General features: G+C 37.4%; 17 protein-coding genes. 4 read left to right on the forward strand and 13 right to left on the reverse strand.

Annotated features, from left to right (window positions below; translation table 11 throughout):
- Positions 1 to 30: 30 nt before the first annotated feature.
- From MLD65_RS06770 to MLD65_RS06780, 3 genes are all read right to left on the reverse strand, one after another.
- Complete coding sequence (locus MLD65_RS06770) at positions 31 to 987, reverse strand: TIGR03943 family putative permease subunit (protein WP_243291124.1); 957 nt, start codon at positions 985 to 987, stop codon at positions 31 to 33.
- A 25-nt stretch (positions 988 to 1,012) separates the two neighbouring features.
- Positions 1,013 to 1,999 (reverse strand): permease, encoded by a 987-nt coding sequence (locus MLD65_RS06775; protein ID WP_243291125.1) that lies wholly within the window; start codon positions 1,997 to 1,999, stop codon positions 1,013 to 1,015.
- 141 nt (positions 2,000 to 2,140) lie between these two features.
- Entirely contained in the window at positions 2,141 to 2,614 is a 474-nt protein-coding gene (locus MLD65_RS06780; protein ID WP_243291126.1) for an S-ribosylhomocysteine lyase, read from the reverse strand.
- 148 nt (positions 2,615 to 2,762) lie between these two features.
- Here MLD65_RS06780 and yidD point away from each other — a divergent pair, with 148 nt between their 5' ends.
- The 3 genes from yidD (at position 2,763) to MLD65_RS06795 (ending at position 4,418) form a co-directional block, all read left to right on the forward strand.
- Entirely contained in the window at positions 2,763 to 2,993 is a 231-nt protein-coding gene (gene yidD / locus MLD65_RS06785; RefSeq protein ID WP_243291127.1) for a membrane protein insertion efficiency factor YidD, read from the forward strand.
- Positions 2,994 to 3,128: 135 nt separating this feature from the next.
- Positions 3,129 to 4,118 (forward strand): metal ABC transporter solute-binding protein, Zn/Mn family, encoded by a 990-nt coding sequence (locus tag MLD65_RS06790; RefSeq protein WP_243291128.1) that lies wholly within the window; start codon positions 3,129 to 3,131, stop codon positions 4,116 to 4,118.
- A gap of 99 nt (positions 4,119 to 4,217) precedes the next feature.
- A complete protein-coding gene (locus MLD65_RS06795) occupies positions 4,218 to 4,418 on the forward strand; it encodes a hypothetical protein (protein ID WP_243291129.1) in 201 nt (66 codons plus the stop codon).
- Positions 4,419 to 4,474: 56 nt separating this feature from the next.
- Here MLD65_RS06795 and MLD65_RS06800 read toward each other — a convergent pair whose 3' ends face one another.
- The 10 genes from MLD65_RS06800 to MLD65_RS06845 all read right to left on the reverse strand — a co-directional run bounded on the left by MLD65_RS06800 (position 4,475) and on the right by MLD65_RS06845 (position 16,439).
- Entirely contained in the window at positions 4,475 to 5,365 is an 891-nt protein-coding gene (locus tag MLD65_RS06800) for a metal ABC transporter permease (RefSeq protein ID WP_243291130.1), read from the reverse strand.
- Positions 5,365 to 6,669, reverse strand: a complete 1,305-nt coding sequence (locus tag MLD65_RS06805) for an iron chelate uptake ABC transporter family permease subunit (RefSeq protein ID WP_279325987.1) — start codon at positions 6,667 to 6,669, stop codon at positions 5,365 to 5,367. The genes MLD65_RS06800 and MLD65_RS06805 overlap by 1 nt, the downstream gene beginning before the upstream one ends.
- Complete coding sequence (locus MLD65_RS06810; RefSeq protein WP_243291132.1) at positions 6,656 to 7,429, reverse strand: metal ABC transporter ATP-binding protein; 774 nt, start codon at positions 7,427 to 7,429, stop codon at positions 6,656 to 6,658. Before MLD65_RS06810 ends, MLD65_RS06805 begins: the two co-directional genes overlap by 14 nt.
- 11 nt (positions 7,430 to 7,440) lie before the next feature.
- Entirely contained in the window at positions 7,441 to 8,367 is a 927-nt protein-coding gene (locus MLD65_RS06815; protein ID WP_243291133.1) for a metal ABC transporter solute-binding protein, Zn/Mn family, read from the reverse strand.
- 622 nt (positions 8,368 to 8,989) lie between these two features.
- Positions 8,990 to 10,093: an o-succinylbenzoate synthase gene (gene menC / locus MLD65_RS06820; RefSeq protein WP_243291156.1), complete on the reverse strand. Its 1,104-nt coding sequence runs from the start codon at positions 10,091 to 10,093 to the stop codon at positions 8,990 to 8,992.
- On the reverse strand, positions 10,093 to 11,553 hold the full coding sequence (locus MLD65_RS06825; RefSeq protein ID WP_243291134.1) for an o-succinylbenzoate--CoA ligase: 1,461 nt from the start codon (positions 11,551 to 11,553) through the stop codon (positions 10,093 to 10,095). The genes menC and MLD65_RS06825 overlap by 1 nt, the downstream gene beginning before the upstream one ends.
- Before the next feature lie 74 nt (positions 11,554 to 11,627).
- A complete protein-coding gene (menB, locus tag MLD65_RS06830; protein ID WP_243291135.1) occupies positions 11,628 to 12,446 on the reverse strand; it encodes a 1,4-dihydroxy-2-naphthoyl-CoA synthase in 819 nt (272 codons plus the stop codon).
- A 12-nt stretch (positions 12,447 to 12,458) separates the two neighbouring features.
- Positions 12,459 to 13,295: a 2-succinyl-6-hydroxy-2,4-cyclohexadiene-1-carboxylate synthase gene (menH, locus tag MLD65_RS06835; RefSeq protein ID WP_243291136.1), complete on the reverse strand. Its 837-nt coding sequence runs from the start codon at positions 13,293 to 13,295 to the stop codon at positions 12,459 to 12,461.
- Positions 13,292 to 15,028 carry a 2-succinyl-5-enolpyruvyl-6-hydroxy-3-cyclohexene-1-carboxylic-acid synthase gene (gene menD / locus MLD65_RS06840; RefSeq protein WP_243291137.1) on the reverse strand — a complete coding sequence of 579 codons (1,737 nt, stop codon included), beginning with the start codon at positions 15,026 to 15,028 and terminating at the stop codon, positions 13,292 to 13,294. The genes menH and menD overlap by 4 nt, the downstream gene beginning before the upstream one ends.
- Entirely contained in the window at positions 15,018 to 16,439 is a 1,422-nt protein-coding gene (locus tag MLD65_RS06845; RefSeq protein WP_243291138.1) for an isochorismate synthase, read from the reverse strand. Before MLD65_RS06845 ends, menD begins: the two co-directional genes overlap by 11 nt.
- A 311-nt stretch (positions 16,440 to 16,750) precedes the next feature.
- Here MLD65_RS06845 and MLD65_RS06850 point away from each other — a divergent pair, with 311 nt between their 5' ends.
- Complete coding sequence (locus MLD65_RS06850) at positions 16,751 to 17,722, forward strand: 1,4-dihydroxy-2-naphthoate polyprenyltransferase (protein ID WP_279325989.1); 972 nt, start codon at positions 16,751 to 16,753, stop codon at positions 17,720 to 17,722.
- Positions 17,723 to 17,817 lie beyond the last annotated feature (95 nt).

Raw genomic sequence — 17,817 nt, forward strand, 5'->3', positions numbered from 1 at the left:
TGAAACGATTATCAGACATCAGGAGAAATGTTACTCTACAATTGAAAGACTATCGTATAATTCATACACGTACGGATCACTTGGCTGATTAATTTTTGTTAGTTTATCAATGACGATTAAGGGAATCTCGACATCTTGATACGTTGTCGTAGATAAGGTTCCACTTACTTTCACCCATTCATCATTTTGCAAATGCTTTGCTTCACCAGATGAAGCAATCGTTCCATAAACGGATGCATCTGCCGCACAACATGAAATACCAAATCGAGCGATAACAAATTGATCATCTATAAAACCCGGTTCTCGGTAAACAAAGCCTGAATACTCAATTTTTTTGCCGACAAATTCATCTTTCCATTGATCTAAAATGCGTGTAACAGAGATAAAGTTTTCATCGGTTACTCGAATGACATCACGATCTAGCATTTTCTCTTTTCGTTCTAAGTCTTGCTCTTCAAACATTTTTTTTATGGATTCTCCATTTACTTCTTGCAAATTATCCGATTGCGCTTTTGCCTCATCCTCCAATTCCTTTAGTACAGCATCTGGATCTTCTAAATATTTTTCTGCTAAATTCGTTTCTTCTTTATCTTCTCGAACATTGGATTCTTTTGAAGTTGAAGTAACGATATCTGCTTTAAATCCTCTTTTTATCGCAATAGAGCTATCCAAAACGACATTCGGAAGCATAAATCCAGTAAGAACAGGAAAAATAAATAGCGAGTAAATAAAGATTGCTCTTCCTCTTGTCTTAGGAAGTTCATGTCCTTCACAATCACAAGCTGTTACGTCATCTGTGTTTTTAGCACGACTTTTCCATATTTGTAAACATCCTAAAATAAAAAAGGTAATGAGACTAAAATAACTGTAAGGGAGCATTTTAGGAGCAATATATTTCGTCATATTCCCTGTCACAATAAGCTTAAACATTAACAATGAAAAGCCAAGTAAAATAACGCCTCTTAGCAATGCATGAGATTGAGTCATGATACCCTCCAACTACTCAAATTTTTTATCCAAAAATCACAGGATACAATAAGACGGAACAATAAACGACAAGTGTTACAACGAAAACAAATGTAAAAACAAATCTCTTTTTAAAATAAGCAAAAAGCAAAATCGTATTTTTTAAATCAATCATTGGTCCATATACTAAGAAAGCAAGTAACGAGTTTGCTGTAAATAAATTAGAAAAAGAAGATGCAACAAACGCGTCGGCCTCTGAGCATAAGGATAGCACATAGGCAAAAATCATCATTACAAGTGGCGCGAACCATTCATTATTTCCGATGCTCGTCAAAATGGTGCGATCTAAAAATGCCTGAAATAAACTAGCGATAAAAGCACCAAAAATTAAATATTTCCCCATATCAAAAAATTCATCGCTAGCATGTTGAAGCACGCTCATCCATTTATTTTGACTTCCATGATGATGGTGATGTCGATCAACGTTTTTTAATTGTGGACTGTTTTCAAATAATAAGTAAATGATAAATCCTATGACAATCGATAAAACAAAAGCAAGTCCCATTCTTGCGTAGGCTATTTCTACATTTGATTGAAAAGCATAATAAGTTGAGGCAAACACAACCGGGTTTAAAATCGGACCTCCAACAAGAAATACAACCCCAAGGTGCACGGGAACGCCTTTTTTTATTAACCTTCTTACAATCGGTACAATGGCACATTCACAAACAGGAAAAATGGCCCCTAGCAATGCAGCTGGCAAAATTGCAACAAATGGATTTTTAGGTAAATAACGCTTTACCGTTTCTTCTGATACAAAAATTTGAATAATAGATGAAACAAATACCCCCAACAAAATAAAAGGAAGTGCTTCTAATACAATACTTAAAAACATGACATGGACACTTTTATAGGAACTAGGTATAAAAGAATCAAGTTTAAACAAATCAATAAAGAAAAACGCAAAAAGAAATAGACCTAGTAAAAGATAAGCAACATAATGATTTTTATTATCTTTTTGTAGATGTTCCATCGTTCATCTCCTATTGTTTCACAATCTTTTATCGTAACAATTACGATTTACTATCCAAATTTATCTCAACTTTTCTATTCCGTCAAGATTATTTCCCAACAATATAAGGGGATTCTATCATGAGAATCCCCTTATCGAACATTATCCAAAAACCTTTTCTAAATCCTCTTTACTTTGCTCTAACCAGAAACGCATTAATCGTTTCGCACCTTCTAGATCATGGAGCTTCGCTTGCCCGCATTGACGCTCATTCGCTGCCGGTATTTCTGAAACGACAATTGCTTCTTTGATGGTGTCTTCTAATAAATCAATAATTTCCCGTACTGTCGGTTCACCACTTACAACTAAATAAAAGCCTGTTTGACACCCCATTGGCGAAACATCAATGATATCAAAATGATCATATTTTTCTACATGCTTTCGAATATTAAACGCTAATAAATGTTCTAATGTATGAATCGCATCAGGCTTCATTGCTTGCTGATTCGGCTGACAAAATCGAATGTCAAACTTATTGACAACCCCATCCGTACCAACTCGATGCACGCCACAGTGTCGAACATATGGTGCTTTTACAGCATTATGATCCAATTCAAAGCTTTCTACTGAAGGCATTTTATCACTCCTTACCTTTTATTCCTTCTAAATGTATCTTACTATAAATTCCGATAAATTTCATCAACTTTATTGGAATTCCAAAATTGTGACTTATACAGCATTTCTTGCTAAAATAGAAACATAATACGAAGATGAGGAGACCATTATGAAGAAAGTACTTATCTTGTTTATTTATTTCTACCAAAAAGTGATTTCTCCTTTAAAACCACCAACCTGCCGTTTTTATCCGACATGCTCACAATATGGTAAGGAAGCGATCGAGCGCTATGGAGCTCTTAAGGGCGGCTTGTTAACGATAAAACGTTTATTAAAATGTCACCCATTTCATCCAGGTGGCATTGATCCAGTACCCGAAAAAAGTCAGAAAAAAACATAATTTCATTTTCCTCTTGTATTTTCACTTAAAATCGAATACGATATAAATCGTAATCGTTTTGATTTGTTTTTTTGTTATTTAAATCGTAATTATTACGATAACTTCTATAAGGGACTGTTTGAAAGGAGTTCGACGATGAAAAGAAAATTTTCTTTATTTTTACCGATTATGTTCATTGTAATAGCTGGGTTAATCGGTTGTTCGAGTGATTCTACAAGTACGGATACGGAAGATTCAATCCAAATTTACACAACGATTTTCCCACTAGAAGATTTCACAAAAAAAATTGGGGGTGATCACGTTTCTGTAAAAAGTGTTTACCCACCAAGTGCAGACGCACACACTTATGAACCTTCAACAAAACAAATGGTCGAGTTAGCTGAAGCAGATTTATTTATTTATACAGGTATCGGATTAGAAGGCTTTGCTGAAAAAGCTCATGAAACGTTAGAAGCAGAAAATGTTCCCATTTTAAAGGCTGGAGAAGGTATTTCTCTTCAAAAATCTACTCATGATCATGAACATGAAGGTGAGCATGCTGAAGAGAATGCGCATGATCATGAACATGGGGAAGAAGATAAAGATGATCACGCTCATGATGTAGATCCACATATTTGGCTCGATCCAATTCTTGCAGAACAACTAGCGGAAAACATTAAAAACAAGCTTGTTGAATTAAAACCTGAAGCAGCTGAAGAATTCGAAAACAACTTTAAAGAACTTCAAAACCAGTTTCATGACTTAGATACAGAAATGAAGGAAGTCATCCATCAAGCAGAACAAAAAGAAATTGTCGTTTCGCACGCAGCCTATGGGTATTGGGAAAAGCGTTACGGGTTAAAACAAATAAGTATCTCAGGGCTTTCACCAACAGAAGAGCCTTCTCAAAAAGAATTAGCAAATATCATTGAGCTTGCTAAAGAACATAACATTCAATATGTAATATTTGAACAAAATGTATCGAATAAGGTAGCAGATATTGTTCAAAGGGAATTACATGCAAAAACGCTCACTTTTCATAATTTAGAATCCATAACAGAAGAGCAATATAATAGCGGTGAAGATTATTTCAGTTTAATGAATGAAAACATTGAAACATTACGAACTGCTTTAGAAGCTAAATAGACAATGGGATTTTCCATTGTCTATTTTTTGCATAAAAACATCAAAAAAAGAAAGGATATATTTTGTACTTCGAATTCTTCATCAACTAGGAGGATGGGCATGGAGAACTTAATTCAAACCTTTCAAAAAGAGCTTCATAAAGCAAATGAGGAAGCTTTCAAATCTTACATACAATCGTTTTTAAACCTTTGGAGCTACGAATACAACTCAATGGCCAATATACCGCCTCAAATCGAAAAACATCTATATTTAAGTGATTACGATATTGTAATGGATGAAGAAAGAGACTTCCCATACTGAAATGGTATCATTTAAAGAGAAAAAAAGGAGACTACATTGGGGATTAGGTCTCCTTTTTATCCCCTTTCTACTGTTGCACGAACATTCCGTTTTGCTAACCATTTTCCTAATAAACCATTTGTAGGTGAGAAGAGAAACGCTAAGGCAAACAATATACCCGTTGCACTTGCCATCGCACCTGATATTGAAACATTTAAAAAGCTTGCACTGTAATAACCGATAAATGCGGACAACACTCCGATTAAAACACTAAGCCAAAGCATGTGAATAAGTCGATCTGTTAATAAATAAGCGGTAGATGCAGGCACGATAATCATCGCTACAACTAAAATTGCTCCAACACTATCGAATGAAGCAACCGCCGTTAATGAAAGCATCGTCATTTGTAAGTAGTGAAAAAATGTAACGGGAATTCCAATGGCCAGAGCCATTTCTGGATCAAATGCCGATATTTTAAATTCCTTGTAAAATAAAGCCGTTAAAATAATGTTCATCATTAGGACAAACCCTAATATCCATACAGCTTGAGGACCTAAATCTATCCCTCCAATTTCAAGGGTATCCCAAGGAATGAACGTAATTTCTCCCATTAAGGCGTGATCTACATCTAGGTGAACATTGCCTCCATAAAGAGATAATAAAATAACCCCGACTGCAAATAAAAACGTAAAAACTACCCCAATCGCTGCATCGGATTGCACGCCACGATTGCTGAGGAGTTGAACGAATAAAGTGGTAAGTAATCCAACAATTCCGGCACCGATTAACATATAAATACTTCCTAAAGATTGGCTTATAAAATAAGCCCCCACAATCCCAAGTAACACACTATGGCTAATGGCATCTGATAGCATTGCCATTTTCCTTAATACTAAGAAGGTACCAACTAATGCACAACTAGCTCCGACTAATGAAGCGGTTAGTAATATCCATGCTTCATAACTCATTAAATATACACCTTCTTCTCTTTCAATCTTGGGGAATGTGGAGCGAGTAATGGTACACGTTCATGAAGCTTCATTAACTTAAAAAGATGCTCTTGTTCCTGTTCTGTTAACAAATCGACATGAAATTCTTTATTGTTTACAGCCCCTTGAAATTCCAACTCATGCATTAAATACGTCTCGTATAAGCGTTGTTCTAATGTTAAGTCGTACGCAACAGCTAACCCCGTCTCCGTCAATACAATTTGATTATTTTCAATGGTTGCATACCCCTTATTTGTGACTTCCTTCACTACATATTTACGGAGTGTTGGAGCTATTTTCCTTCTATTGAGTACATCTTCCAATATAAAATCTGCTCCAAACCGACTTTTTTCCGTTAAGTCATATAAAGAAAGGAGAAATTGCTCTATAGCTGTTCTCTTCCGTAACTTCATATGCTTAATAAATGCTTGAAGCAAACCCCTTTTCGGTGCGAAAACGAGCGAAAACAAAAATATACTTGTCGCTGCCACGATAATGAGAGGGCCTGTTGGAAGACCAGCCGTTGTCGTGCTTATAAGTGTCCCTAATCCTCCTGAAATGGCGCCAATTCCACCAGCAATAATGATCATCAAGCTCAAGCTATCTGTCCAATACCGTGCGGCAATCGCTGGTGTAATAAGCATCGCCGCCATTAACACAACACCTACTGCTTGCAAGCCAATCACAACCGCCAGTACAATCATTAAGATTAAGAGGTTATCGAACCACTTAACAGGTATTCCTAACCCTTTTGCAAAGCCTTTATCAAATGTAATAAGTTTAAATTCTTTGAAGAAAAGCATTGTTGCAATAAGCAATATACCGGAAATGGACGAAATCAACATGACATCGGAACGAACGAGCGAAGCCGCTTGCCCAAAAATAAAATCATCTAAACCACTTTTATTCCCAGTACTTTCATTTTGGATGTACGTTAGGAGGACAATGCCCAATCCAAAGAAAACAGACAAAACGAGTCCTATAGCCGAATCTTCTTTAATTCTAGACTTATTAACAATTAAATGAATAAGCCAAGTAGAAATAAATCCTGATATTGCCGCTCCAACCGTAAACCAAAACAACGATTTCGTCCCGTACAGTAAGAAGGCGATACACACACCAGGTAAAGCAGCATGTGCCATCGCATCGCCTATTAAACTTTGCTTCCTTAATAACGCAAAGCTGCCTACTACACCGCTTGCAATTCCTAACAGAACGGTCCCAAACAGTACCCATTGTGTGTTTGGATCTTGCAACTGCAATATCAAATCATTCATGATCATTCACTCCCACTATTCCTTTACGAGTGTCGGGCGGTCCCTGCAAAAATGCGAGTTTTCCACCGTACGTTTTTTGCAAGTTATCAAGATTAAACACTTTATCCGTTTCCCCAAAAGCAACGACTCTCATATTTAACAAAAGAACCCAATCAAAATATTCTTCTACTGTTTGCAAGTCGTGATGGACAACTAATACTGTTTTCCCTCTCTCTTTTAATTCATTTAATAGGGCAATAATCGCTTTTTCTGTCGCGGCATCAACCCCAACAAATGGCTCATCCATAAAGTACAGGTCAGCATCTTGAGCTAAAGCTCTTGCTAAAAAGACACGCTGTTGTTGCCCCCCTGAAAGCTGACTAATTTGCCTGTTAGCATATTCAAGCATTCCTACTTTATCTAAGCATGCTTTTGCCATTTCAATGTCTTCCTTCTTCGGTCGTTTAATCCAACCAACATGGCCGTAGCGCCCCATCGTAACAACGTCTAATGCGTTTGTCGGAAAATCCCAATCGACCGTTCCTCGTTGTGGAACATAGCCAATCCGTTTTAATTGTTTTTTATACGTACTTCCGAAAAATTCAATCGTTCCAGATGCTTTCGGAACTAATCCTAATATCGTTTTAATCAGTGTCGACTTTCCAGCACCATTCGGTCCTACAATCCCAATAAGCTTCCCTTCAGGCACGGTAAAGCTAACTTCTTGGAGCACCGGTTTTTTATGATAGGCAACCGTTATGTTCTCAACCGAAAGTGGATGTGCCACTACAATCCCTCCTATTTCAACGAAGAAACAATCGTATCAATATTATGTTTGAACATTCCAATATACGTTCCTTCTTCTGTTCCTTCTTCGCCCATTGCATCAGAGAATAACTCTCCACCAATCGTTACTTCATGGCCTTTTTTCTTAGCTCCTTCAACGACTGCATTAATCGATTTTTCTGAAATACTACTTTCAATAAATACCGCTTTAATATCTCGATCGACTAAAAGTCCAACGATATTTTGTACATCCTTCAATCCATATTCTGAGTCTGTACTTAATCCTTGTAAACCTTCCACTTCAAAGCCGAATGAACGACCGAAATAAGCAAAAGCATCATGTGCTGTCACTAAAACACGGCTATTTTCGTTTATTTGTTCAATTTTTTCTACTGATTCGTTATATAAGTCATCTAATTGTTGTTTATAGTCTTCTGCATTTTGTTTAAACTCTTCTTTATGTTCAGGTGATACTTGAGCTAATTCTTCTGCAACAGTATCAACTGCTATTTTCCATAAATTGATATCAAACCATACGTGCGGGTCATGAGCACCTGGGTTTGCAGGATCTGTAATTAATTGTTCTTCTTTTATATCTCTTGTAACTGGAACCGTCGGGCGATCTTCAGCCATCTTCTCTAACACTTCTCCCATTTTTCCTTCAAGGTGTAAACCGTTGTAAAAAATAATATCAGCGCCTTGAAGTTTTTTAATATCACCTTGCGAAGCTTGGTATAAATGAGGGTCTATACCGGGTCCCATTAATGATTCTGTCTTCACCTTATCCTTACCAACATTTATTACAATATCTTCGATTTGAGCAATCGTTGTTGTTACATGAATTTTCCCATCATTTTCAGTTGTAGATTCATTACTGCCACAAGCTGCTAATACGAATACCATGAAACTAGCTACTAAACTTAATATCCACTTTTTCATCCTATTTCTCCTCTCTTTTCCATTCCCACTTTTTTTGCCTTAAGGAAAGTTTTATGGCAAAAAAAACAAATATTTAATTAAGTAAAGTGAAACTTCATTCAGTGGGGGTTTTTTCATCCCCTACTGGATAATCTAAAGGCCCTTGTGACCCACAGGATGTGGGTTACAGAGACGTTGCCACAGAACGTGGAGTTCAATCTCTGTGTTCATTTTTTTCGGACCTTTACGGGCAGTTGGCCTCCACCTATCTTCTTTGCTTTTCTACAGAATCTTGAGGTGGGGTCTTACTGCCCGTTAAGAGTGGGATAAATTTTCCTCAATTTATAATATATATACACACGACAAAAAGTTTCCCTTGTACAACAAATATAAATGTAAACAAACTTAATTGTCAACACTTAAGTTTGGAAGAATAAAAAAAAGACTAGCGCTTTAACGCCAGTCAATGCCGGAAGGGAAGCCTGTTTTGCTCCTACTTTGCCTTTCGCTAATAGCTTACCGAAATCATTCGAAAGAAACAAACGCCGAAAATTTATTTTTCACTAGCCAATAACGACTTAAAATTAAATTTTCACTAAGCAATTTTTTGATTTTGACTAGTCATTGAATACACAAAAATATTTTACGTAAAAGTTTCATAATAACGAGAATATTTTTTTAGCTTTTTCCGATTCACTTCATAGCCAATTCCAGGCTTTTCAGGTATATGGATTACACCATTTGTCACCGTTACTTCCGGCTCAATAATATCCTCTTTCCAATAACGACTTGATGCAGAAATATCACCGGGTATTGTAAAGTTTGGGAGCGATGCTAAAGCAATATTATGTGCACGTGATATCCCCGTTTCTAGCATACCCCCACACCAAATTGGGATGTTGTAATCGCCACATAGGTCATGAATGCGTTTTGATTCCGAAAGTCCCCCTACACGCCCAGCTTTCACATTAATGATTTGACAACTATTTAATAAAATCGCGCTATAGGCGTCGTGCAAGGAATGAATACTCTCATCTAAGCATATAGGCGTTTTTATAAGCTTTTGAAGATCTCGATGTTCTACAAAGTCATCTGAACGAAGTGGCTGCTCAATCATTAGTAAGTGAAATTCATCTAATGCTTGAAGCTTCTTTACATCCTTTAATGTGTATGCTGAATTTGCATCAACCATTAATGGTAAGTCAGGAAAATGAGTACGAATCTCTTTTAAAAGAGAATAATCCGTATGAGGACTTATTTTTACTTTAAATCGTTTATATCCCTCTTCTACATGCTTTTCAATATTTGTCAGCATTTTCGGAATCGAATCAATACTAATAACGACACCCGCTTCGATCTCCCGCCTCGTTCCACCAAGCACGTTCGAGAGGGCAAGATTCTGCCTTTTTGCAAATAAATCCCATACAGCCAGTTCGATCCCGGCTTTCGCCATATGATTTCGTTTTAGCAGTTGAAAGAACCGCTGTAAGTCATTCGGGTGAGCAAACGTTTTCTTTAGAACGATTGGAACAAGGAAATCTTTTAATATATGATAGGTTGTTTGGACAGTTTCTTCTGTATACCACGGTGATGAAAAGGCAACTACCTCTCCCCAACCTATTACTCCGTCAGTGTCTATTGCTTCAATAATCAAACTTTCTCGCTCTCTTACAGTTTCTAAACTTGTTTGAAAGGGAGTTTTCAACTCCATTTCGACATGATAGATTTTCACTTCTTGAATGGTTATCATTGTGCATCCAACTTTTCTTGTAATTTTCGTCGTACTAGCTTATTAGCTGCATTTCTCGGTAGTTCATGGACAATGGTAAACCGATGGGGAACTTTATACTTTGCCAACCGTTCTTTACAATATGTAATCAATTCTTCTTCTGTCACGTCCTGTTGACAAACGACAAACGCATGCGGTACTTGCCCCCATCTCTCATCTTTTTTTCCAACAACCCCCGCCTCTAAGATGGCTTCATGTGACAATAACACCGCTTCTATTTCCGCTGGATAAATATTTTCCCCTCCTGAGACAATTAAATCGTTACGTCGATCTAAAACATATAGAAAGCCTTCTTCATCCATATAACCGATATCCCCAGAATATAACCATCCATCGCGAATGGCTTTTTCGGTAGCGTCAGGTCGATTTAAGTATCCACTCGTTACATTCGGACCCTTAATGACAATCTCTCCTTCTTCAAAAGGAGCACATTCTACATTGTCATTCATAATTTTCACTTCAACTGGGAATAACGGCTTTCCCGCCGATCCTATTTTGGAAACACAATATTCAGGAGCTAATGTGACAACTTGAGAAGCTGTCTCAGTCATCCCATATGTTTGAAACACTCGAATGTTTTTCTCTTCACATTTTTGCAGCAAAGGTTTAGGAGCCGGCCCTCCCCCTAAAAGCATACACCGAAATGTTGAAGGATAGGTTTGTTCACCGAGTGCCTCAACCATTTGCTGAAGCATCGTACTAACAACCGATACAATCGTGACACCCTCTTTCATAATCGCTTCATTCATAGTTTCTGGTTGAAAAGAAGGGTGTAAAACAACGCGCATACCATATATAACACTTCTCATCAAAATTGATAAACCACTAATATGAAAAATTGGCACAGCACAAAGCCATGTATCTTCTTGTTGGAGTCCTAAATTTAACATAGACCCCATCGCACTCCACCAGTGGTTGCCAAATGTCTGCTTGACCCCTTTTGGATTCCCTGTTGTACCTGATGTATACATAATGGTTGCAACTTTTTGTAAGGAAAAAGAAGATACTACTTCCACATCTGTTTCTTCTAAAGACACGATTTCACTGGATAAAACGGCGTTCGTTTTCTCATTTAATAACGCGTAGCCTTCCTCATCACAAATTGTAAATGTAACGTTTGCATCGTTTATTTGCCAAATTACTTCTCTTTCCGATAGACGTGTATTTAATAAAACGATAGCAGCACCTACGTAATGCAATGCATGAATCGTGACGACCATTTCGATACTATTGCGCATGAATATACCAACATAATCATTACGTCTTACACCGAAAGTTGTTAGTTGCTTCGCTCTTTTCGTTACTTGTTCATCTAACTGTGAAAACGTTAGATGTTTCCCTTGATATGTTAAAGCAATTCTCTCCGGTGTTAAAAAAGCTCGTTGCCTAAGCCAATTTGGAATGCTCGTTAAATCCATCCATTTTCTCCTTCCTTCTAAACATTCACATAATGAAAACAGCTCGATGAAATTCATCAAGCTGTTTAAAATCATTAAGGGAAACGAGGGAACTGTTTAAAGTCTGGGTTCCGTTTTTCTTTAAATGCGTCACGGCCTTCCTTCGCCTCATCAGTTGTATAGTAAAGTAGCGTTGCATCTCCTGCGAATTGTTGCAAACCTGCAAGACCATCTGTATCCGCATTAAAGGATGCCTTTAAGAAACGAATCGCTGTTGGACTCTTCTCTAGAATTTCATTACACCACTGAACCGTTTCCTCCTCTAATTGTTCCAGTGGCACTACTTTGTTTACAAGTCCCATCTCATAAGCTTCTTGTGCCGAATATTGACGACATAAATACCAAATTTCTCGCGCACGTTTATGTCCGATAATTCGAGCTAAATATCCCGCTCCATATCCAGCGTCAAAGCTACCAACTTTTGGACCTGTTTGACCAAAGATCGCATTTTCAGAGGCAATCGTTAAATCACATACGACATGAAGAACATGTCCTCCTCCGATCGCATAGCCGTTCACCATCGCAATAACTGGTTTTGGAATGACACGGATTAATCGTTGTAAATCTAAAACGTTTAAACGCGGGATTTTATCTTCCCCTACATAACCACCATGTCCGCGCACCTTTTGGTCCCCACCAGAACAGAATGCTTTATCTCCAGCACCTGTTAAAATGATGACACCAATTCGATCATCATCTCGTGCATAGGCACATGCATCAATCATTTCAGCAACCGTTCTTGGTGTAAATGCGTTATGTACATGAGGTCGGTTAATCGTGATTTTCGCGATACCATTATACGTTTCGTAAATAATTTCTTCGTATTCTCTTTCCTTTACCCATTCAATTGCCATGTTGATCCTCCTTTATTGTAAACGCTTTCCTTTGTTATTTGTTGAAAAGCGCTGAATAAACTCACTTACTATTTTACCAAAAATTCGAGATTGTTCCACATGAACTGCATGTCCTGCATTCAGAACAATGTGAACGCGACTATTTAACAAACGATCATCCATGTCCTGAGCAATTCGACAAAATTTCATATCCTTTTCACCGCAAATGATTAGTACAGGGACTTTTAATTCGTGTAATTTGTGCCACCAAGATGGTTGCGAACCAGTCCCCATTCCACGTAAACTATTAGCAAGACCGATCGGGTTATTTTGTAGCCGCTGTTTTCGAATTTGCGTTCTCGTTTCGTTCGTCAATGATGATTGAGATTGAAATAGCGGGATTCTCTCCCAGTAATCTACAAAGGCTTTCATTCCGTTATTTAAAATAAAGGAAGCTAAGCGCTCATCCGACTTTCTTCTATCTATTTTTTCTTGCTCTAATTTCAAACCAGGGGAACTACTTTCAAGTATTAAACTTGACACCATGTTTGGATAAATGGCGGCAAATGAAAGGGCTAGGCGCCCTCCCATTGAATAGCCAAGAAAATGAGCTTGATGGATTTGGAGTTGCTCTAAAAGGTTACGTAAATCCTCAACAACCTCCTCCATTTGATAGCGACTTTCCTCTATTGGGGAATCAGTCTGTCCATGACCGAGTATATCCACTTTAATGAGCTGATAATGAGCTAAATCTTTTTGAATTTCATCCCATGTAGAACAATCGCCCGTAAACCCATGTAATAAAACAATCGGCTCACCTTCTCCACAAATTTCAACAAAATAATTTACACCCCGAACGGACATTTTCATGACATCAACTCTTTTCGTATTTCCTGGGAAACAGATTGTATGAAATTACGATGAATGTCGACACGATTATGTCGGTTTGTCACGATTTCTAAAAGTCGAATTCCGCTATGTTCATCAATAAAATGCTTATGTAATTCATTCCATGCTTCAATCTTCTCGTACTCGAACTCATACATTTTCGCAGCATATTCAAACTTTAAGTTGGTTGGTGTTCCAAATAATGTTTCAAAATGCTTCTTTTCACTCGATTGCGGTAAAAACGAAAAGATGCCGCCTCCGTTATTATTCACGATTAAAATGGTGATATTGATATCATGCATTTTTCCCGCTAATAATCCATTTATATCATGATAAAATGATAAATCACCAATAATTAAATACGTAGGTCTATTACTTGCTGCACTAATACCAAGTGCTGTTGATACAATCCCGTCAATGCCATTAGCACCACGATTGGCATATAAATGCACGTTCTTCTCACTTGATTGAAAAAAAGTGTCAACATCACGTATAGGCATACTATTTCCGATTACAACATTACATTCATCGGGCAACAATTTTTGCAATTCAATATAAAGTCTTCCTTCAAATAACCCTTCACGTCCACCGGTTACATCACTGACTAATGATTGAACAATTTGATTCGCTTTTTTCCATTGGTACAACCACGATCCATCTTTCTGTTCATTTATCCTAGCAGATATTTCATCACAGAATACTTTTTCACTACATTGAAGATGATGCTGTGCTAATAGAGAGGGGTCTCGCCAGCCGCCTCCCTGATCGATGACGAATTGTTCAAGATGAGAATGTTTTTGTATAAATAACGATAATGCTTTTGAAACAGGCATTGCTCCGAATCGAATAATAAGCTCAGGTTGTAATAAATGATGTAGATGTTCGTCTTTTAATATAGTATCGTAATTTTCGATAATCAACTCTTTTGAATGGTGACCGAAACGAAGCTGTGATAAAGGATCCGCTAAAATTGGAAACTGAAGTGCATTGGCTAAAGATAATACTGATGAAGCAAACCCTTCTTCATATAGCTCTCCACAAATAATGAGTCCTTTTTTTACTGATTTTAGACGCTTCGCTATTTGTTCAAACATCTCTTCACTTAGAACAGCATGGCTAGATTGTTGACAAATTGACTTCGTTTCTTGCTTTAGTAAAGTCGTCAACGCTTTCAAGTCTGGAACTAACGGTGCACGAAATGGCATATTAAGATGCACCGGGCCACAAGGTTTTTTCGTCGCTTCAAAAACTCCTCGTGAAACGAGCGTTTTGACGGTCTGTATTGTCTCCTTTCGATCTTCCGGTAACGGGGCATCCATAAACCATTTTACGTAGTTTCCATACAAATGAATTTGATTAATCGCTTGCGGTGCTCCAACATCCCTTAATTCATGTGGACGGTCTGCTGTAATGACAAGAAGCGGAACTCTTGCATAGTGCGCTTCTATAATGGATGGGTAATAATTAGCTGCTGCTGTTCCGGATGTACAAAGTAAAGCAACAGGATTTTTTTTCTTTTTCGCTAATCCGAGAGCAAAAAAGCCTGCTGAGCGCTCATCAATATTTATATATGTTTTAATTTGTGGATGTTCGGCCATAACTAACGCAAGTGGTGTTGAACGAGAGCCTGGACTAATGACAACTTCATTGACTCCAGAATCTTTTAACTGCTCCACAAAGGCTATTACATAATTTGTTAGTTCCTTATTGTTCACAAGTTGTTCCCCCTAATGCATCCAACATCGGGCCCAATTTAATTTCAGTTTCTAAAAATTCCTCTTGAGGCTCTGAATCTTCAACAATACCGCATCCGGCAAATAAATAAGCACGATCCTGATCAATTAACCCTGATCGTATCGCCACTACAAACTCTCCATTATCTTCTAAATCAATCCATCCGATCGGTGCAGCATACCATCCTCTTTCCATCGGTTCCTCATGACGAATAAATTGGATCGCTTCTTCCTTTGGATACCCGCCAAGCGCAGGCGTTGGGTGTAGCTTTTCAACTAAATCCATTAATGAGTAACCATTTTTCATCATACCTTCGATCGGTGTAAATAAATGTTGAATATTTCGCGTCTTTAATATAATAGGAGATTCAGGCTTCTTTATATCCGTACAGCATTGCTGAAAAGCATCCGTGATCATCCGCACAACAATTTCATGCTCATGCAAGTTTTTCTTATCTGATAGAAGTTGTCTGCTCAGTGCTTCATCATCATCATGATTTACCCCTCGTCGTATCGAACCTGCTAAACTTGTTGAATAAACACGTCTACCTTCTTTTTTCACAAGCCGTTCAGGTGTTGCCCCAACAAAGCATTTATCGAGAACTTCAAACGAAAATAAATAGCTCGTATTTTGAACCTTTTCCAACCTTTTTAATATTGTACTAATGGAAAGCGGTTCATTAAATGTTAATAAAACGTCCCTTGCTAATACGACTTTCTCAAAGCGACGTTGCCTGATCGTTTCTGTCGCTTTTTCAACGGCTTTTAACCACTCTTCTTTATGAAAAACCGTTTTATTGACAAGCTTCGTATCATGTTCAGGAAGAGATGTATTCGTGTCTGTAACTTGCTGAAGCAAATGTTCCATTTGCTCAACATACATCTCTGGTTTCTCGCCTTCTGAAATAATTTTATTAATGGTTACATACCACTGGTCATTATTTTTAGTTATCATGATTTGCGGTAAGTGAAAATGAGCATGGGAAAATTCATTCCATTTACCCGTTTCATGACGTTTATTTGGATCAAAAGAATAGCCACCGAATAAAAGCGGCCCCGTCCCATATTCTACCGTTCCAATTTTATACGTATGTTGTTTCCATTCATTCCACATTGCCTCTATTGTATAAAAGCGATTCGAATTTACTTGGTCATTCGCAATGGTTAGCTCAACACCTATTCCACATAAGATGAGATCTCTTTCTGGTGTCGCCCAAAAAAAGCGCTGTGTTGTCTTTAATGCTTCAAATAAAGAAAAAACACGGAGGGGATCCTTGCTTTCAATTTTTTTCACATAACTAAAAAGCATAGGGTGCTGCTTTTTTTTAGCCAATAATTGTGCATAAATGATTTCGTCTTTTAATGTAGAGCCTGTATGAACCGTAACCAACATCGATCCCTCCAAAACCGAAAAATAGCTTATATTAAGATACACCTGTCCTATTAGTATGTCAATAGAATGACCGGATTGAGTGATTCCTTTTCCTATCCTTATTATATATCTTTTATATTATTCAGCAAAAGCTATAGCTTCCTATCATAAAAAAAATGCAAAACTACATAAACTTCCCAAAATGAAAGTGGTTGAAATTTCCAATGAAGGAAACAATCGTGATTATTAGCAAGGGAAAAGCATTGACACTTAGAGCTCATTTATCTAGACTTAAATTGGAATCTTAAACCCTTAATTTTAAGGAGAGAATGATGATGTATTCTGAAACAAACAGACAAAAAAATGTTTCTGGAATAAACAGTCAAGAAAAAGCTTCTGATTTAAAACCAAATCGAGGTTTTCGCGTTTGGTGGATGCTGTTACGGCCACATACGTTAACGGCTGCATTTGTTCCTGTTACAATTGGTACATTATTAGCAATTTTACATGGCCAGTTCCACTTTGGTTTATTCGCTGCTATGTTGCTTGCATCTATTTTAATTCAAGCAGCAACAAATATGTTCAACGAATATTTTGATTTTAAACGTGGATTGGATACAGCAGAATCTGTCGGAATTGGTGGCGCAATTGTTCGATGTGGAGTAAAACCAAAGACCGTTCTTCATTTAGGCTTTTTCTTTTTTGGAATCGCATTATTACTTGGTATTTATATTTGTCTTTTTTCAAGCTGGTGGATCGCAATAGTTGGTATTATCAGTATGTTAGCCGGTTATCTTTATACAGGAGGACCTGTTCCCGTTGCCTACACACCATTCGGTGAAGTAATGTCTGGATTTTTTATGGGTGTTGTGATCATCGGAATATCTTTTTACATCCAAACCGGTACGATAACAACAGCAGCCATTTTCCACTCCATTCCTATTGCCATTACGATTGGCGCTATCTTACTTGCTAACAACATTCGTGATTTAGACGGTGATAAAAAGAACGGACGAAAAACATTTGCCATTCTTGTCGGACGCAAAAAAGCGATACAAGCCCTTGCCATCATGTTTATTATTTCTTATTCGTCTGTCTTTTTCATGATTGTCTTTGGTTATACATCTTGGTGGAGTTTATTAGTATTATTAAGTATTCCAAAAGCTTATTCTGCGGTAAAACAATTTATTGGTAAAACAAAACCTATTGACATGATGCCGGCAATGAAAGCAACAGCAGAGACAAATACACAATTCGGTTTATTACTCTCCACTGGATTGTTAATCCAATTTATCGTTTTTTAACGATAGAGCGTTCGATTGAAATCATGCTTTTTTTATCCTTTTAACTAAGAATCCCTATATTTACCCATTATGTTTTTACTCCTTCTGTTCATAAT

It is taken from the genome of Bacillus sp. FJAT-47783, assembly GCF_022808615.1.
Classification (GTDB): domain Bacteria; phylum Bacillota; class Bacilli; order Bacillales; family Aeribacillaceae; genus Bacillus_BZ.